This is a genomic window from Clostridium sp. 'White wine YQ' (assembly GCF_028728205.1).
In the GTDB taxonomy this organism is placed as follows: domain Bacteria; phylum Bacillota; class Clostridia; order Clostridiales; family Clostridiaceae; genus Clostridium_T.
This window is the reverse complement of the sequence record NZ_JAQYUU010000016.1, coordinates 14,835-32,042: the sequence shown is the minus strand read 5'-3', so window position 1 is coordinate 32,042 and position 17,208 is coordinate 14,835. Positions and strand designations below refer to the sequence as shown.

At 30.5% G+C, this 17,208-nt stretch carries 18 protein-coding genes and 1 tRNA gene; 3 read left to right on the top strand and 16 right to left on the bottom strand.

What is annotated here, in order from left to right:
* Window positions 1–96: 96 nt before the first annotated feature.
* The 9 genes from PTZ02_RS19450 to PTZ02_RS19410 all read right to left on the bottom strand — a co-directional run bounded on the left by PTZ02_RS19450 (window position 97) and on the right by PTZ02_RS19410 (window position 8,161).
* Window positions 97–172 (bottom strand) — tRNA-Thr (locus tag PTZ02_RS19450).
* An 85-nt stretch (window positions 173–257) separates the two neighbouring features.
* Complete coding sequence (sigH, locus tag PTZ02_RS19445; RefSeq protein WP_274229385.1) at window positions 258–902, bottom strand: RNA polymerase sporulation sigma factor SigH; 645 nt, start codon at window positions 900–902, stop codon at window positions 258–260.
* A gap of 55 nt (window positions 903–957) precedes the next feature.
* On the bottom strand, window positions 958–1,470 hold the full coding sequence (locus PTZ02_RS19440) for an NYN domain-containing protein (protein WP_274229384.1): 513 nt from the start codon (window positions 1,468–1,470) through the stop codon (window positions 958–960).
* Window positions 1,471–1,488: 18 nt separating this feature from the next.
* Window positions 1,489–2,232, bottom strand: a complete 744-nt coding sequence (gene rlmB / locus PTZ02_RS19435) for a 23S rRNA (guanosine(2251)-2'-O)-methyltransferase RlmB (RefSeq protein WP_274229387.1) — start codon at window positions 2,230–2,232, stop codon at window positions 1,489–1,491.
* Between the two features lie 140 nt (window positions 2,233–2,372).
* On the bottom strand, window positions 2,373–2,795 hold the full coding sequence (locus tag PTZ02_RS19430; protein WP_443112630.1) for a Mini-ribonuclease 3: 423 nt from the start codon (window positions 2,793–2,795) through the stop codon (window positions 2,373–2,375).
* Between the two features lie 159 nt (window positions 2,796–2,954).
* Entirely contained in the window at window positions 2,955–4,352 is a 1,398-nt protein-coding gene (gene cysS / locus PTZ02_RS19425) for a cysteine--tRNA ligase (protein ID WP_274229383.1), read from the bottom strand.
* Window positions 4,353–4,390: 38 nt separating this feature from the next.
* Entirely contained in the window at window positions 4,391–6,085 is a 1,695-nt protein-coding gene (locus tag PTZ02_RS19420; protein ID WP_274229382.1) for a proline--tRNA ligase, read from the bottom strand.
* Window positions 6,086–6,378: 293 nt separating this feature from the next.
* The gene (gene ispD, locus PTZ02_RS19415) at window positions 6,379–7,056 is read right to left on the bottom strand and encodes a 2-C-methyl-D-erythritol 4-phosphate cytidylyltransferase (protein ID WP_274229381.1); all 678 of its coding nucleotides are present in this window, start codon (window positions 7,054–7,056) and stop codon (window positions 6,379–6,381) included.
* A gap of 19 nt (window positions 7,057–7,075) precedes the next feature.
* A complete protein-coding gene (locus tag PTZ02_RS19410) occupies window positions 7,076–8,161 on the bottom strand; it encodes a PIN/TRAM domain-containing protein (RefSeq protein WP_274229380.1) in 1,086 nt (361 codons plus the stop codon).
* 265 nt (window positions 8,162–8,426) lie between these two features.
* Between PTZ02_RS19410 and PTZ02_RS19405 the strand changes: the two genes are divergently transcribed.
* Entirely contained in the window at window positions 8,427–8,825 is a 399-nt protein-coding gene (locus tag PTZ02_RS19405) for a DUF1573 domain-containing protein (RefSeq protein WP_274229379.1), read from the top strand.
* A gap of 86 nt (window positions 8,826–8,911) precedes the next feature.
* Here the strand turns inward: PTZ02_RS19405 and disA are convergent, their stop codons facing one another.
* From disA to PTZ02_RS19385, 4 genes are all read right to left on the bottom strand, one after another.
* Window positions 8,912–9,976 carry a DNA integrity scanning diadenylate cyclase DisA gene (disA, locus tag PTZ02_RS19400; RefSeq protein ID WP_274229378.1) on the bottom strand — a complete coding sequence of 355 codons (1,065 nt, stop codon included), beginning with the start codon at window positions 9,974–9,976 and terminating at the stop codon, window positions 8,912–8,914.
* A 15-nt stretch (window positions 9,977–9,991) separates the two neighbouring features.
* Window positions 9,992–11,356 carry a DNA repair protein RadA gene (radA, locus tag PTZ02_RS19395; RefSeq protein ID WP_274229377.1) on the bottom strand — a complete coding sequence of 455 codons (1,365 nt, stop codon included), beginning with the start codon at window positions 11,354–11,356 and terminating at the stop codon, window positions 9,992–9,994.
* A 192-nt stretch (window positions 11,357–11,548) separates the two neighbouring features.
* Window positions 11,549–12,286 carry a glucosamine-6-phosphate deaminase gene (nagB, locus tag PTZ02_RS19390; protein WP_274229376.1) on the bottom strand — a complete coding sequence of 246 codons (738 nt, stop codon included), beginning with the start codon at window positions 12,284–12,286 and terminating at the stop codon, window positions 11,549–11,551.
* Window positions 12,283–13,005 carry a GntR family transcriptional regulator gene (locus PTZ02_RS19385; protein WP_274229375.1) on the bottom strand — a complete coding sequence of 241 codons (723 nt, stop codon included), beginning with the start codon at window positions 13,003–13,005 and terminating at the stop codon, window positions 12,283–12,285. Before PTZ02_RS19385 ends, nagB begins: the two co-directional genes overlap by 4 nt.
* 198 nt (window positions 13,006–13,203) lie before the next feature.
* On the opposite strand from PTZ02_RS19385, the gene PTZ02_RS19380 reads away from it, so the two are divergent.
* Window positions 13,204–13,431 (top strand): glutaredoxin family protein, encoded by a 228-nt coding sequence (locus PTZ02_RS19380; RefSeq protein WP_202765663.1) that lies wholly within the window; start codon window positions 13,204–13,206, stop codon window positions 13,429–13,431.
* 50 nt (window positions 13,432–13,481) lie between these two features.
* Here PTZ02_RS19380 and PTZ02_RS19375 read toward each other — a convergent pair whose 3' ends face one another.
* Together PTZ02_RS19375 and PTZ02_RS19370 are read right to left on the bottom strand one after the other, a co-directional pair.
* The gene (locus PTZ02_RS19375) at window positions 13,482–14,630 is read right to left on the bottom strand and encodes a hypothetical protein (RefSeq protein WP_274229374.1); all 1,149 of its coding nucleotides are present in this window, start codon (window positions 14,628–14,630) and stop codon (window positions 13,482–13,484) included.
* On the bottom strand, window positions 14,620–15,180 hold the full coding sequence (locus PTZ02_RS19370; protein ID WP_274229373.1) for an RNA polymerase sigma factor: 561 nt from the start codon (window positions 15,178–15,180) through the stop codon (window positions 14,620–14,622). Before PTZ02_RS19370 ends, PTZ02_RS19375 begins: the two co-directional genes overlap by 11 nt.
* A gap of 204 nt (window positions 15,181–15,384) precedes the next feature.
* Here PTZ02_RS19370 and PTZ02_RS19365 point away from each other — a divergent pair, with 204 nt between their 5' ends.
* Window positions 15,385–15,621: a DUF1292 domain-containing protein gene (locus PTZ02_RS19365; protein WP_202765666.1), complete on the top strand. Its 237-nt coding sequence runs from the start codon at window positions 15,385–15,387 to the stop codon at window positions 15,619–15,621.
* A 111-nt stretch (window positions 15,622–15,732) separates the two neighbouring features.
* Here PTZ02_RS19365 and PTZ02_RS19360 read toward each other — a convergent pair whose 3' ends face one another.
* Window positions 15,733–17,193 (bottom strand): NADP-dependent glyceraldehyde-3-phosphate dehydrogenase, encoded by a 1,461-nt coding sequence (locus tag PTZ02_RS19360; protein ID WP_274229372.1) that lies wholly within the window; start codon window positions 17,191–17,193, stop codon window positions 15,733–15,735.
* Window positions 17,194–17,208 lie beyond the last annotated feature (15 nt).

Here is a 17,208-nt window from a genome sequence, read left to right as displayed (position 1 = left end):
GTTTGTTTCTTTCAAATTTTGCCTTTGACATTGTTTGATTCCTCCTTATAACTTTTTTTAATAAACTTTGCCTAGCGTTTAGTTTTTAGAAAAAATTGGAGCTCACGATCGGGATTGAACCGACGACCTCCGCCTTACCAAGGCGACGCTCTACCGACTGAGCTACGTGAGCAACTTAAGTATATATATGTATATCATATATATACCAATTATAAAGTTTACTATCCCAATATTCATTTGTCAATATATAATATAATTTAATTACTATAATTGAGGCATTTTTCCAATTTTCTCTTAACCCTTTGCAATGCATTGTCTATGGACTTTGCATGTCTATCTAAATCACATGCTATTTCTTGATATGACTTTCCATCCAGATATGAAGTAAGAACTTCCATTTCAAGTTCTGTAAGAGCTTTAGATATCTCTTTTTCTATTCTTTCCATTTCTTCTTTACTTATTATAAGTTCTTCTGGATCAGTTATCTTAAGTCCTGATAATATATCTAATAAAGTTCTCTCAGATTCTTCTTCATATACTGGTTTATTAAGTGATACGTAGGTATTAAGTGGTATATGCTTTTGTCTTGTTGCTGTTTTTATTGCAGTTATTATTTGTCTAGTAACACACAATTCTGCAAATGCTCTAAAAGATGAAAGTTTGTCAGGATTAAAGTCTCTAATAGCCTTATATAAGCCTATCATTCCTTCTTGATATATATCTTCTTTGTCTGCGCCTATTAAAAAATATGATTTAGCCTTAGTTTTTACAAAACTCTGAAATTTACTTATTATGTATTCTTGTGCTCTAGCATTTCCACTCTTAGCTTTCACAACTATCTCTTCATCTGCCAAATCTATGAATTCCACAAAATCTTTGATAGGCTTTTTCCTATTCTCCATGACAATCCCCCCTTTGCAAGCAAATAACCATAATTAAACAATAATAAAATTTTGTTTACCTACTTCGTCTTATTTTATTCAATTTCTCTAAAACCATTTCATCTAAGCTATCTTCAAGTAAATTCTTTTTCCCCTTTGTAATCTTCTCAGTTTCAGATTTTATTTCTTTTTTCATTTGAATAGTCTCATGATAAAATTCCAGTGCTGAAATACGCGTGGCCCCTCTTTGAAATATTGTTTGCTGTTCAAGCCAATCTGATGTAACAACCCAAATTTCAAATCTTCTACCTAATTCATTTACACTTCTTTCGATATAGCTATCTGCCGTTTCTCCATCCTTTGTAAAAATAACAGTTAGTTTACTATCAATAATCTCTTTTTTTTCTAAATTTCCGCCAACTTTATGAGCATCAAATACGATTTCTATATTACAATCATCAAAATTCGCAAAATTTTGCAATATCTCAATAAGTTCTTGCCTTGCTGCCTCATAACTATAGGTTATGGCTTTCTTTAAATTGGGCCAAGAGTTTATTACATTATATCCATCAATATATATTTTCTTCAAACCCCATCACTCTCAGATCTATTTTTTTATTATTCTAGATTTTAGTACTTCATACATCATTATACCACCTGCAACTGAAGCGTTTAAAGAGTTTATTTTACCCACCATAGGTATTTTAACTAATTTATCACATTTTTTTAATGTAAGAGTTGATATACCTCTACCCTCACTACCTATTACTATCGCGCAAGCTCCAGAGAAGTCCTCTGAATAACTGTACTCTTCCCCCTCAATATCTGCACCATATACCCATAATCCTTTTTCTTTTAGTTCATCAATTGCTACATTTACATTAGTTACCTTTGCTATCTTCATATATTGAACAGCTCCTGCAGATGATTTATATACTGTTGGAGTCACTCCTACGTTTCTTCTTTTAGGAATAATTATACCATGAACTCCTGATAATTCAGCAGTTCTTATTATTGATCCTAAATTATGTGGATCTTCTATTTCATCTAACACCACTATAAAAGGTTTTTCGTTCCTATCTTCTGAAACCTTTAATATTTCATCTATAGTACAATATTTAAACGGAGTAACAATAGCCATAACCCCTTGATGAACTCCTGTTTCAGTCATTGAATCTAATTTCTTTCTATCAACTTCTTTAATTACAATTCTCTTATCTTTTGCTAACTTTATTATTTGTTTTATTGAACCTTCTACATCACCTTTAGCTACCATTATGTATTCTATAGTTCTGTCAGACTTAAGTACCTCAATAACAGCATTCCTTCCTTCAACTAAATCCTCTCTCATTGGTTTTAGTTCACCATTATCACTGTTTCTATCAAATCTTCTATCTTCTGATCTTCTATCTTCTAATCTTTTTGTTTCATTTCTTTTTGTTTCATTTCTTTTAGTGTCATTTCTCTTTTCTTCAAATCTCTTTTTCATTGCTAGTTCTCCTTTATAAGATTTTCTTCAACAGATTTAAGTAAAATAAAATTTAGTCTTTCTTTATCACCAATCAAATATAGATATCCTACCAAAGCTTCAAAACCTGTAGCTGCTCTATATTCTGTTACATCCGCATTCTTAGGAACAGTTGCTGATTTAGTGTTTCTTCCTCTTTTATATATATAGTATTCTTCCTCTGTAAGCTCTTTTTCTATTCTCTTTATTATTTCACTTTGTGCATGAGCTTTTACATACTTAATTGCTTCTAAATGAAGTTTATGTGCCGATAACTCGCAGTTCTTATTTAATATATAATTCCTTATAAAAGTTTCAAAAACTCCATCACCTACAAATGCAAGTTGAAGCGGATTCAACCTACGAGCTTTTTCACTTGAAAATTTTTCATAAAGTAAATTATCCAAAATAGATTCTCCTTTATTTTGTATTTAACCTTTTAATTATATCACATTTGTAAATAGTAGTTAATGTTTCTACTTATGCAACATTTAAATAAATACTGACCTAAGTATGATTTATTAATTTTCTATAGAAAAAGAGAGCTTTTACAGCTCTCTTAAATATTATATCTTCTTCCACCTTACACCTTGAGGGGTGTCTTCCAAAATTATGCCTCTAGCCTTCAAATCATCTCTGATTTTATCAGCCAATGCAAAATCTCTATTCTTTCTTGCATTTTGTCTCTCTTCTATTAGCTTTTCTACTTCTTCTTCCAAGCTAACTTTAGTTGACTTTTGTAGTATTCCTAATGGATTTCCTAATTCTCTAATTATGCTTAATGCACCATTTACTAATCCTTTTGAAGATTCTACTGTAACATTTGAATTAATATCTCTTGCTAAATCAAAAAGTACAGAAATAGCATCGGCTGTATTAAAATCGTCATCCATTTTTTCAATATATCTTTGTCTATATGAATCTAGAGACTCTAAGTATTTCTTTTCATCTTCACTAATTTCTTCTCTTCTTACTTCATCTAATAAGCTTTCTAAATTCGATATAGCATTGTATAGTCTTTCTACTGATGCCTTTGCCGAATCCAAAAGATCATCAGAGAAATTAAGCTGAATTCTATAATGCCCTGATAGCATTAAAAATCTTATTACATCTGCGTCATATTTTTCAAGCGCATCTCTTGCAGTAAGAAAATTATTTAAAGACTTAGACATTTTTTGATTATTAACATTAAGGAACGCTGCATGCATCCAGTAATTTGCAAATGGCTTACCTGTTAGTGCTTCACTTTGCGCTATTTCATTTTCGTGATGAGGGAATACTAAATCTGAACCACCTGCATGTATATCTATAGTATCACCTAAAATATTTTTCGCCATGCATGAGCACTCAATATGCCAGCCTGGTCTTCCTTTACCCCATGGGCAATCCCAACCTGGTTCACCTGGTTTTAATGCTTTCCATATTGCAAAATCCATTGGATCTTGCTTTCTTTCATCTACTGATATTCTAGCGCCTGCCTGTAAGTCTTCTAAACTTTGTCCTGAAAGTTTTCCATAACTCTCAAAATTCTTTGTTTTAAAATATACGTCTCCATCAACTTCATATGCATATCCTTTTTCAATTAACTCTTCAACAAATGAAATTATTTGGTTAACATATTCTGTAGCTCTAGGATTAACTGTAGCTCTTTTTATATTTAATCCATCTGCATCTTTATAATACTCAGCAATATATCTATCTCCAATTTCTTTTAATGTTGTTTCTTCATCATTTGCTTTAGTAATTAATTTATCGTCAATATCAGTAAAGTTTTGTACAAACTTAACATTATACCCTCTATATTCAAGATATCTTCTAATAGTATCAAATACTATAAAAGTTCTTCCGTTTCCTATATGAAAGAAGTTATATACCGTTGGCCCACACACATACATCTTTACCTCTCCTGGAGTTATAGGTATAAACTCTTCCTTCTTTCTCGTTAATGTATTATATAGCCTCATTTTTTACCTCCTTTTGTATTTTCTATATCTAAACTATTTTAAACTAATTGATTTTTCACTTTATTATATACTTCATCTATATTAATTACTTCAATATCTGAAGAATTTCTTAGCTTAAATTCAATTTGTCCATCTGTTATCTTCTTACCAACAGTTATTCTCATAGGAATTCCTATTAAATCAGAATCCTTAAATTTAACTCCGGCTCTTTCATTTCTATCATCCATAATTACTTCTACATGCATACTCTTAAGTTTATTATAGATTTCTTCTGCAACTTTCATTTGAGCTTCATCTTTAATATTTACTGGAATTACTGAAACTTGATAAGGAGCAACTGATATTGGCCATATTATTCCATTCTCATCATGATGTTGCTCAATTATTGATGCCATAGTTCTAGTTACACCTATACCATAACAACCCATGATAAATGGTTTTGATTCTCCCTTTTCATCAATAAAATTAGCATTCATAGATTCTGAATATTTTGTTCCAAGCTTAAATATGTGTCCTACTTCTGTTCCTCTTGAAATAGTTATTTTAGCTCCACAATGAGGACATATTTCCCCTTCAGTTATATTTCTATAATCTCCAAGCTTTCCGTCAAAATCTCTTCCGTAGTTTACGTTTGATAAATGATATCCAGTTTCATTAGCTCCAACAATAAAATTGTACATGTTTGATACTTCATTATCAACTAATAATTCATCAACTTTTATTCCTATTGGTCCTGCAAAACCTATTGCTGCACCTGTTGCCTTAACAACATCTTCTGCGCTTGCCATCTCTAGTTCTATAACTCCGCCTAAAGCATTTGCTACTTTTGTTTCATTAACTTCTCTATCTCCTCTAACCATTACTGCAACTATCTTACCATCTGCATTATAAATAAGAGTTTTAACAAATTTCTTAGCTGTAGTATTAAAGAATTTTATTAATTCATCTATAGTTCTTACATTTGGAGTTTCTACCTTTTCAATTTCTTTTAAATCAGTTGCTTCCTCTTTTTCCGGTGTTGATGGAGCCTTTTCTATATTAGCTGCGTAATCACAGGCTGTACAGAATACTACATCATCTTCCCCTACTTCAGATTTAACCATAAATTCAGCTGAGTTTGATCCACCAATAGCCCCTGAATCAGCTTCAACACATTTTGCATCTAATCCACATCTAGTAAATATCTTAACATATGCAGCATTCATTTTATCATAACTTAAATCTAAACCTTCTTGATCTTTATCAAAGCTATAAGCATCTTTCATTATAAACTCTCTGCTTCTCATAACTCCGAATCTAGGTCTTCTTTCATCTCTATATTTTGTTTGAATTTGATATAAAGTTAATGGTAATTGTTTATATGATTTTATTTCATTTCTAGCTATATCTGTAAACACTTCTTCGTGTGTTGGTCCTAAACAAAAATCTCTTGCATTTCTATCTTTTAATCTGAACATCTCTGCTCCATACGCATCCCATCTACCGGACTCTTGCCATAATTCAGCTGGAAGCATAGCAGATGCTAGGAACTCTTGTGCTCCTGCATTATCCATTTCTTCTTTTACTATTTGCTCAATGTTTCTTAATACCTTTAATCCTAATGGCATATAATTATATATTCCTGCAGCCATTTTTCTCATAAGACCAGCTCTTAACATAAGTTTATGACTTTCTATTTCTGCTTCTGCTGGCACTTCTCTTAATGTAGATACTAACATATTTGACATCTTCATATTAATAATACCTCCAAGTCTATTTCTAATTAAAAATAAAAAAAGTCCACCCTGTATTAGGGCGAACTTATAGTCGCGGTACCACCTAAATTTGTACTCTAGTAATTTTAACGGTATTAAACCGATAGTTTTTGCCTACAACTCCGAAGCGGGTTCGAAACAGGTGAAAATCTCACAGCCTAGGATTCTCTCTCTGAAAAGTAGTTTCTACTATTCTTCTTCAATGCTTTGCATATTAATTTTTGTTTTTTATTATATCTAGTTTTAATAATCCTGTCAACAACATGCTAAAATCAAATTAAATTTTCAGCGATAATTAAATCCTCAGGCGTTGTTATTTTTATATTATTATAATCTCCATGATATAAAAATACTTTTTCGCCATAAAGTTCAGCTACCATAGTATCATCTGTAACTACGGTCCCCTTTTCTCTAACACTTTCATGTGCCTTTAGTATCAAATTATACTTAAAACTTTGCGGAGTCTGAACAGCAAATAAGGTGTTTCTATTAGGCGTTTCTTTTGAAAATCCATTTTCTCCAATCACTTTAATTGTATCTTTTGGAGTTACACCGCATGCTGCTGCCCCATATAATTTAGCATATTTTATTCCATTTTCTATTATTTCATTAGAAACAAATGGTCTAGCTCCATCATGAATCAAAACTACTTCAGTATTACCCTCAATGGATTTCAATCCATTGTATACGGAGTCACTTCTTTCCTTCCCACCAGGAACTAGCTTCCATACATTCAAGTTATATTTATCTAAAATATTTTCTTTACAGTATTCTATTTCATCCTCTGGTAGAACTAGTACAACCTTATCTATATTCTCATTTTTCAAAAACTTATCAAGTGTATAATATAAGATTGGTCTTCCTTTTAACTCAATAAATTGTTTGCTTATATCTGCTGACATCCTCTTACCTTTTCCACCAGCAACTATAACAGCAACTACCTTATTCATATTTTTTCATTCCCAACTATTATGCTTCTTTTTGTCTTGCAAATATCATTCTACCTGCAGCAGTTTGAAGAACTGAAGTAACAACAACATCTAATTCTTCACCTATAAATCTTCTTCCGCCTTCAACAACTATCATAGTACCATCATCAAGATAAGCAACTCCTTGGCCGGATTCCTTACCATCTTTAATTACTTGTATTCTCATCTCTTCACCTGGTATTACAACTGGTTTAATTGCATTAGCAAGTTCATTTATATTTAAAACTGGAACTCCTTGAAATTCAGCAACTTTATTTAAGTTATAATCATTTGTTACAACCTTGCCGTTTAATTTTTGTGCAAGCTTAAGTAATTTAGAATCAACTTCAGCTATTTCTGGAAAGTCCCCTTCCCATATTTCAACTTCTATAGCCAATTCTTTTTGAATTTTATTTAGTATATCAAGTCCTCTTCTTCCTCTATTTCTTTTTAAAGAATCTGAAGAGTCAGATATGTGTCTAAGTTCATCCAAAACAAAACTTGGAATAACCAATGGACCTTCGACAAATCCAGTTTGGCAAATATCAAATATCCTTCCGTCAATTATAACTGATGTATCTAAAACTTTTGCTATTCCTTTTACTTTTGACTTTTTTTCCTTTGTTCCTTTTTTAATTGAAAGAAGTAAATTTGTTATATCTTCTTTTTTCTTTATAGAAACATCTGCACCTATAACCGCTGCTATAATATTTACCATAGTAAATATTATAGGCCCAATTATAGGGTATAGTTTATTAAGAGGTAGCGATATAAGTGTTGTTATAATAAGTACAATTATTGCACCTACAGCTCCAAAAATTATCTCTGAAGCACTTAAACGCTGCATACTTTTTTCTACATATTCGATTAGCCTAGTAATTCCATTATAAATAAATGGTGATAACAAAAATAATATAATTCCAAATAAAACAGTTATAAGTCCTAAAAATGATACCTTACCGAAAGTTGAATTTGCGAAAAATCCCAAATCAGCAATCACTTCAATTTTCAAAAGAGCATCTCCAATTATGAATCCAATAATAAGCCCAATTACAGAAAAAACTATTCTTAATATCTTCTTTAACATCTTTTCACCTCCTTCATTTAAAAACTTAGATATTTATCATTTTTTTAATATTATATCACATTCCCGGCGATTATATATTAATATTTAGATAATTTTAATTTAATTCAATTCATTTTTCAAATTATTATCCCCCTATCAAAAAAAAGAAAATTGAATTATCATAAATACATAATCCTACTTCACCCCATTTAACTATTATTGACAAAAATGTATTAAAATATTTATAATTAATATAAGCATAACAACCATGTGAGGAGTTGATAGCATGAAAGATGTAATTTTTGATGATTTCCAAAACTCTGTAAATGAATCCTTGTTAAGGCATAAAAGTATTTTAGATATATTAAGCAAACTTTCTGAATCCCAATCAAAAGTTAACAGAGCTGTAACAAAAGCAGTAACTAATTGTGGTTGCATTAAAATAAATGCTTCTCGCCAAATACTACCTTCTGATCAAGATTCACTAGAAAACTTAGATAATTGTCTAAAATCACACTTAGAGGGACAATTGTGTGATAGTTGTAGAGAAATAGTAGAAAGAGAAATTGGTAACAATCTCTTCTATTTAACATCCCTATGTAATACTCTTGACTTAAATTTATATGATATTTTGATCAAAGAAAATGACAAAATAAACACTTTAGGGAAATTTACTTTTAGATAATAATAGGTAGAAACATTTGTTTCTACCTATTATTATTCCATGAAATTACATTAATAATCTTACCATTTAAAATTTTTCAATTTATTCTATACTTGTTTGTTTAATTCAACTTGTTCTTCAATTCTTCTTAAGCCATTTCTTATGGCTTTTGCTCTAGCTTCCCCTATTCCCTCAACTTTATCCAGGTCATCATTTGTTGCCTCGATAATATTTTTGAGCTCTCTAAAATGTTTTACTAAATTTTCAATTACCGATGATGGTATTCTAGGAATCTTACTTACAATTCTATAACCTCTTGGTGAAATTAATGTATCTATTAATGAGACTCCATCAAATCCTAACTTCTTACCTATAGCATCTAAGTCTAATAATTCTTCTGAAGTTAACTTTTGTATTTCTTTATATATATCATTAAAATCCAAGTCAAGACGGCAATAATCTCTAATTAATAGTATCCCATCCTGTTCGATACTCTTAACAAGTTCTGCAAGTTGCATAGAAATTAATCTACCTTCATTTCCTAATTCTACAATATACCGTTCAATTTCTCCTACAATTCTCATTACCATTTCAGTTCTTTGAATTGCAGTAATTACATCAAATAATGTTGTTAAATCTTGAAACTCAAGGACATTCAAGTTATTTTTAACTCTATCTAGAACCACAACATATTTTTCAAGGGTTTGTATTGCCTGATTTGCCCTTGCTATTATTGCTGATGTCTCTCTCAAAACATACTTTAAATCGCCCTTATATATTGTAATTATATTTCTCCTTTGAGATATAGCAACTACAATAACGCCTGTTTCCTTAGCAACCCTCTGAGCAGTTCTATGTCTTGTTCCTGTTTCGAATGTAGGTATTGTTGAATCAGGAACCATTTGAACATTTGCATAAACTATTCTTTTGAAGTCAGAGCTTATTACAATTGCTCCATCCATCTTAGCTAACTCATATACATAGGATGGAGTATATTCTGAATTAATTTTAAATCCTCCATCTACCAATCTCATTACATCTTCATTATCACTAAACACTAAAAGTGCCCCTGTTTTTGCTCTTAAAATATTTTCAAGTCCATCACGTAGTATTGTACCAGGAGCCAATATCTTTAATATCTTCTTAATTTCCTTATCCTGTTCAATCCTCATACTATCACCTAATTCCTAAAAAATCTTATTTATTACCTCTCTTAAACTAGAAACTCCTATTACATTAACTCCTCTAGCATCTAGTTTATCTTTATTTCTATATGGAATAATAACATGTTCAAAGCCCATCTTACTAGCTTCATTAACTATTCTCTCGCAAGAAGAAATTGGTCTAATTTCTCCAGTTAATCCAACTTCACCAACTGCCATCATCTTTGATAATTTAAATTCTTTATTTTTAATTGATGATAGAAGTGCTAATGCAACACCTAAATCCCCGGTTGTTCCATCAATATTTAATCCACCAACAACATTTATATATACATCACAGTTGTAGAAAGGTATTCTAAGTTTCTTTTCTAAAACTGCTAATATTAAACTTAATCTCGAATTGTCTATTCCAACTGCTGTTCTTCTTGGCATAACAGCTTTAGTTTCTGTAACTAGAGCTTGAATTTCTACCAATATAGGTCTAGAACCTTCCATTATTCCTATTACTATAGATCCTTCTTGACTTCCGTCTCTTTCTTGAAGAAATAATTTTGATGGATCATAGACTTCAACTAATCCTTCTCCCATCATTTCAAAAACTCCAATTTCTCTTGTGGTTCCGAATCTATTTTTCATTGTTCTAAGTACCCTAAATTCTTCAGTTCTTTCTCCTTCAAATGAAAGAACTGTATCAACCATATGTTCTAGCACTCTTGGTCCAGCAAGTTCTCCTTGCTTAGTTACATGAGCAACTATAAATAAAGGAATATTATTTCCTTTTGCAATTCTCATAATTGCATTTGAACATTCTCTAACTTGAGATACTGATCCAGGTGCTGAGGTTACACCTTGTTTATACATGGTTTGAATGGAATCTATTATTACAAAAATAGGTGATAATTCATTTATATGTGCTTCAATAATTTCTAAATTAGTTTCAGATACAATATATAAATTTTGAGAGTCTACGCCTAACCTATCCCCTCTTATTTTAATTTGCTCTTCTGATTCTTCACCAGACACATATAATACTTTTCCATAACCTTTAGCTATGTTCTGAGCTGTTTGAAGAAGCAATGTAGATTTACCTATACCAGGATCTCCTGAAATTAATGTAAGGGATCCTTTTACAAGTCCTCCACCTAGAACTCTGTTTAACTCTTTTATTCCTGTATTAAATCTTTCTTTTTCACCAGATTTAATTTCTCCAATATTCTTTGGAATACTAGATGGATTTAAGGCTATACTTCTACTTTTAGCAGTTTCTTTAGTATCCTTTATCTCTTCCTGGAAACTATTCCACGCGTTACAATCTGGACACTTACCCATCCACTTTGGAGACTCATATCCACATTCTTGACATATGTACACAGTTTTTATCTTCGCCATTTTTCACCAACCTCAATTGTTATATTATAACAACTCTTAATTATAATAACATATTTTTATTTTAATTATAATACTCTTACTATATATTTATACAGGAAAATATGCAAATATAAAAGCTCCCTAGAACGCCTAGGAAGCTTTTATATGTTCGGAAAATCTTAAGGGACTTAATCTATATTAAATTGATACTTACTATTTTACGTTTTCTAGTTTAGAAGCTGCTGCTTCATCTACTACTATTACAACATCTCTATGCATTTGAACCATTGATGCTGGTATTTGAGTTGTTATTTTTCCATTTATAACTTTATTTATAGCTTCTGCTTTTTCTGCTCCATTAGCAATTAATAATATCTTTTTAGCCTTCATTATTCCGCCTAATCCCATTGTTACTGCTTGAGTTGGAACTTCATCTTTTGAAGCAAAGAATCTTGCATTAGCTTCAATTGTACTCTCTGTTAAGTTTGTTAAATGAGTACCTAAATCTAATTCTTCACCTGGTTCATTAAACCCAATGTGTCCATTACTTCCAATTCCAACCAATTGTATATCTATTCCGCCTAATGCTTCAATTTTTTTATCATACTCTGCACCTTCTGCATTTATATCTTTTGCTAATCCATTTGGAACAAAAGTATGGTCTTTTCTTATATTTACATGATCAAAGAAATTTGAGTTCATAAAATATCTATAACTTTGATTATGCTCTCCAGATAATCCTACATATTCGTCTAAATTAACAGATGTAACCTCTGAAAAATCAACTTTCTTCTCTTTATACATATCTATTAATTCCTTATACATTCCTACTGGAGTACCTCCAGTTGCAAGTCCAATAACTGCGTTTGGTTTTTCATTTACTACCTTAGCTATTTCTTCTGCTGCTAATCTACTCATTTCTTCATAACTTTTTGCAATAATTATTTTCATTTTAGTTTCCCCTCTCTTCTTGAAATATTAACTTGTAATATATATTTGTCACTCCTATATGTCGACTCTTCAACAAACAATACTTTCTTTGGTCCCATAAATGTTCTATTGTAAGTCTTTAATAAAGGAACTTCTTTATCTACATTAAAAATTTTCTTATACTCATTGTTCATGAGTACACCTCTTATTTCAGATTCAGAATGATCTACAACATAACCGAACCCTTCAAGTATTTTAAAAAGTGATCCTTTTAGCATTTCCTCATCCATATATCCGCAGTAAGCACATGGAATATATACTAATTCATTAGCTATTACCTCTCCATCCACTATTCTGACTCTGTTAATTAAATAAATTTGTTCAAATGGAAATGCTTCTTGTAATTCAACTGGAGTTTCAATTACCTTAAATTCGATTACTTTGGTCTCCAAGCTTCTTCCAGTTTTTTTTATGATTTCTGAAAAACTCATCATATCTTCCTGTTTAACTTTTGGATCACATACAAAAGTACCTTTACCTTTTTCTCGAATCAAAATCCCCTCTTGTACGAGCTCTCCCAACGCTTGTCTAATAGTCATTCTTGAAACACCATAAGTTTCTGTCAATTCTCTCTCGCTTGCTATACATTCTCCAACTTTCCAAATACCATTAGTAATTTTGTTCTTAATGTCTTCTTTAAGTTGATAGTATACTGGGATAGGACTATTTTTATCTATCATAATTGATTCCTCCTACTATTATTATACCAAAATTTCTATAGATGTCTAGACCACTAGATAGGTTTTTTTAATTTTTTTTCACATATAACATTATAATCTACATATAATAATGATGAAAAGTGTTGATTTTTAATACAGTTTAGACTAAAATATTATTAATAAATAATAATTATTATTTAATTGAAAGGTGTGACGTTCATGGTAAAAGTATATACAACTAATTCTTGTCCTTGGTGTGTTAAGGCTAAGAATTATTTAAAGTCTAACGATATAGCATTTGAAGAATTAAATGTTCAAGATGATATGCAAGCTAGAGAAGAAATGGTAAGCAAATCTAGACAAATGGGTGTACCTGTATTAGATATTAATGGTACAGTTATTGTAGGATTTGACAAACCTGCTATAGATAAAGCATTAAGCTTATAATTTATACCTATAAAGGGACTTGGAAAAACTCCAAGTCCCTTTTATTGATCTCACCACTTATAACCGTTAACTGAACCCCAACTCCAATCACAGTCGTATACCTTCCAATTTTCATTTTCTTTAATTAGTAAAAATTGATATGCATATTCTCCTGTACCTAGTTGTGCTTCTTTATTGGCTTCTTCAGTTAAAGTTTTATATACTTTAATTTTCACGAATTTATATTCAGAATTTTTTATTTTATCAAATTTATCTTTATAATGATTTTTATAGTAATTTATTACCTCTTCATCTACACCCATAAAATCTCTTATTTCCAGGCTTACTACATCACTATCTGAAATTTTTATAGAATTAATTTCTTCACTAATACTATTATTTTTTGAACTTAAATTTTTTAAGCTAACCTTATCATAATTGGAATAGGCTTTTAAAAATTGTAGTGCTACTTTTTCAGTTTCATCACTAGGTCTTTCCTTTATATCGTACTTTATCCCAGAACTTTTATTATTCCCAAAATATTTGCTTAATGAATCTAAGAATTCATTCGTCATCCCTTTTGTAGCTATATTACCATATCCATACAGATTTCCTTCACTATTATTTGTCCAAATTATATTATATCCTCCAGCTTCTCTCTTAATTGGTACAACTATTTTATCAACCTTACTATTACTTTCACTACCGTTGAATTCAGTAATATTTATCCCCTTATCATATTCTATATTTAGCAATATATCACCATTTGCTTCATAATTATCATAGATGCCTGCTTCTGTAATAAATGACTTTACCATAGTATTATCTTTTCTTAAAATAACATCTCCAAGAGTCGTGTATATACTATCCAATAAATTTTCATCCTTTATTGGAATAACTACACTACCATTCGATAAAGTTACTCTGCTGGCTGCGAGTAAAGTTTTTGTCTCTCCACTTCTTGATGCTTCATTATTTGCACCCTTACTTCTACTTGTTATATCTAAAACTCTTATTGATATAGCTATTGGAATAAGAATAACTATAGCTGCAATAGCAATTTTCATAGCCACATTCCCAAAAGCATTTCTCTTTCTACCTTCCTTATAGGATGACTTAGCCAATATGTTTCTATAAATATCTTGGGATTTTCTTTCTTCTATTTTTTTATTCTCCACATTATCTGTTAAAGATTTTTTTATTATTTCATTAAATTTCATTGATAGCTACCTCCTTCTTCTCTAAGGCCTTCTTTAAATATTTCTTGCCATTATGAAGTCTAGATTTTGCCGTTCCTTCAGAAATATCTAATATCTTTGAAATTTCTTTTATTGATAAATCATTATAATAAAATAAGATAATAGGAACCTTTAATTTAGGTGAAAGGTTATTTATTTCACTCAAAATAATATTTGAACTTTCTACTGTATTTACATATTCTTCTGGGTCATGTGAATCATCCATCTTTTCGAAATTAAGATTACTTGTAAAATCCAAGAATTCTACAATTGAATAAAACTTCTTAAAATAACTTCTGCAACTATTAACCGTAATCTTATATATCCATGCTTCAAAAGCCTCTGGATTCTTTAGTGAATGAATATTATTAATAATTTTAATAAACACTTCCTGCACCACATCCTCAGCTTGAGTCTCATTATTTAATATTAGTAAAGCTGTTCTATATATCTTATCTTTGTATATTTCATAAATGTGCCTAAATTCATCCTTGTCACCATTTCTGAAATTTCTTATTATCTCATAATTCATGGTTCTCCCCCTATCCTTCACTTAATAGACAAGGCTTTTAATAAAAAGGTTCACTTTTTATTTTAAAAATTCCAATCTTTTTTCTGCTTTCCATTATATAACTATAAATTGATTATAAATAAAAAGCTTTTAAAAATACATGTAATTTATTTAATTGATTATGAGAATAATAAATACGTAAAATTATTTAAGGAGTGATTTTTTATGAGAGAAAAAAGAAAGATGACTTTTACAGATGAAAATGGAGATAAAGTTAGTTACACAATTTTAGATCAAGTTCTTATTAACTCCAGTGAGTATGTTATTATGGCTCCAACAGATAATGAAAAAAAACTTGAATTCTACAAAATAAATTTTGATAGCAAATTAAATGAAAGTCTTACTGCTATTGAAAGTGAAAGTGAAATTTCTATGATTAAGGATGTAGCTCATATTAGTTAATCTACCTAATTAACACTAATAAACATATTTTCATCTTTTGTCCTTTAAACTTATATTAAAAATAAAAAGAACTATATTTCAATAATTTCTTGAAATATAGTTCTTTTAATATTATTCGCCTATATTTAAAACTATAGCTTTACGTCTAGACATTGCTTCAATTGAATATCTAATACCTTGAGTTCCTATTCCAGAAGCTTTTGTTCCTGTAAATGGGAAGTGGTCTGGTCCTCTTTCTGGTTTATTATTCACTTGAACTGTTCCTACATCTACTTTATCCGCTACATAAAATGCTTTATCAATATCTTTAGTGAACACTGAAGACTGTAATCCATACTGAGATTTATTTGTAATATCTATGGCTTCATCTACATCTTTAACCCTTATAATTGGAAGTACTGGCCCAAATGGTTCTTCCCATGCAACCCTCATATCTTGAGTTACATGATCAAATAATGTTGGGTATACTAAATTACCTTCTCTATTTCCTCCAACTAAAAGTTTTGCACCTTTATCTTTAGCATCTTTAATTAATTCTTCCACATAGTCTGCTGCTGCATCATCTATTAATGGTGCTATATTAACATCTTCCTTTAGAGGATTTCCTACCTTTAAAGTTTTAACTTTCTCTTCAACTTTTTTAACTAATTCATCAGCTACTTTATCTACTACTAATATTCTTTTTACAGCAGTACATCTTTGACCTGAATAGGAATAAGCTCCGGAAACAATATTCTTAGCTGCTAAATCAAGGTCTGCATCTTCTAATACTATTGCAGCATCTTTACCTCCTAATTCCATTAGTAGTGGTGTCATAGTTGATATTTTAGAAATATGAACTCCTACTTCTGTACTTCCTGTAAAATTAATAAAGTCTACTAATGGATGTGTTACTACATAATCACCAATTTCGCTTCCTCTTCCAGTTATAGTATTTAGTACACCTGCTGGAACTCCTGCTTCTTGGAATACTCTAACTAAATGAAGAGCACTGATACTACCTTGAGTTGCAGGCTTTAGAACTACACTGTTTCCTGCCATTAATGCAGGAGCAATTTTTGATGCTGATAAATTTACTGGATAATTAAATGGTGATATTGCAAGAACAACTCCTAATGGAACTCTATTTACTATACTTATTTTACCTTTTCCTGTGCCAGGGAATAGGTCACCTGGAACAGTTTCTCCAGTCATATTTTTAGCAGTATCTGCAGTAAATCTTATATAGTCAGCTGTTCTATGAACCTCTGAAATAGCACTGTTTCTATCTTTTGCAATTTCTCTTATCATAACTTCAGCTATTTCTTCTGCATTTTTATCTAATAAGTCAGCGGCTTTTAATAATATTAAAGCTCTTTCATTAAGTGGTATCTTGTTCCATCCCTCTTGTGCATCTCGCGCATTAGTAATTGCATTATCTGCTTCTTCTTTACTCATGGCTTGAACTTTTCCAATTACGGAGCCATCACATGGAGATTTAATTTCTATGAGTTTACTTGTTTCACTTGTAACCCAATTTCCACCAACTAGGTTTCTATAAATATTGTTTTCACAACATAAATTTTTAAACATGGTTTTCTCCTCCTC

Coding starts and splice junctions, on each gene's coding strand:
- PTZ02_RS19380 (WP_202765663.1), top strand. CDS start 13,204: ATGGTAAAAGTATATACAACTAATTCTTGTCCTTGGTGTGTTAAGGCT.
- radA (WP_274229377.1), bottom strand. CDS start 11,356: ATGGCGAAGATAAAAACTGTGTACATATGTCAAGAATGTGGATATGAG.
- PTZ02_RS19365 (WP_202765666.1), top strand. CDS start 15,385: ATGAGAGAAAAAAGAAAGATGACTTTTACAGATGAAAATGGAGATAAA.
- PTZ02_RS19405 (WP_274229379.1), top strand. CDS start 8,427: ATGAAAGATGTAATTTTTGATGATTTCCAAAACTCTGTAAATGAATCC.
- cysS (WP_274229383.1), bottom strand. CDS start 4,352: ATGAGGCTATATAATACATTAACGAGAAAGAAGGAAGAGTTTATACCT.
- nagB (WP_274229376.1), bottom strand. CDS start 12,286: ATGAAAATAATTATTGCAAAAAGTTATGAAGAAATGAGTAGATTAGCA.
- rlmB (WP_274229387.1), bottom strand. CDS start 2,232: ATGAGAGAGGATTTAGTTGAAGGAAGGAATGCTGTTATTGAGGTACTT.
- PTZ02_RS19410 (WP_274229380.1), bottom strand. CDS start 8,161: ATGTTAAAGAAGATATTAAGAATAGTTTTTTCTGTAATTGGGCTTATT.
- PTZ02_RS19360 (WP_274229372.1), bottom strand. CDS start 17,193: ATGTTTAAAAATTTATGTTGTGAAAACAATATTTATAGAAACCTAGTT.
- PTZ02_RS19370 (WP_274229373.1), bottom strand. CDS start 15,180: ATGAATTATGAGATAATAAGAAATTTCAGAAATGGTGACAAGGATGAA.
- ispD (WP_274229381.1), bottom strand. CDS start 7,056: ATGAATAAGGTAGTTGCTGTTATAGTTGCTGGTGGAAAAGGTAAGAGG.
- disA (WP_274229378.1), bottom strand. CDS start 9,976: ATGAGGATTGAACAGGATAAGGAAATTAAGAAGATATTAAAGATATTG.
- PTZ02_RS19375 (WP_274229374.1), bottom strand. CDS start 14,630: ATGAAATTTAATGAAATAATAAAAAAATCTTTAACAGATAATGTGGAG.
- PTZ02_RS19385 (WP_274229375.1), bottom strand. CDS start 13,005: ATGATAGATAAAAATAGTCCTATCCCAGTATACTATCAACTTAAAGAA.
- PTZ02_RS19420 (WP_274229382.1), bottom strand. CDS start 6,085: ATGAAGATGTCAAATATGTTAGTATCTACATTAAGAGAAGTGCCAGCA.
- sigH (WP_274229385.1), bottom strand. CDS start 902: ATGGAGAATAGGAAAAAGCCTATCAAAGATTTTGTGGAATTCATAGAT.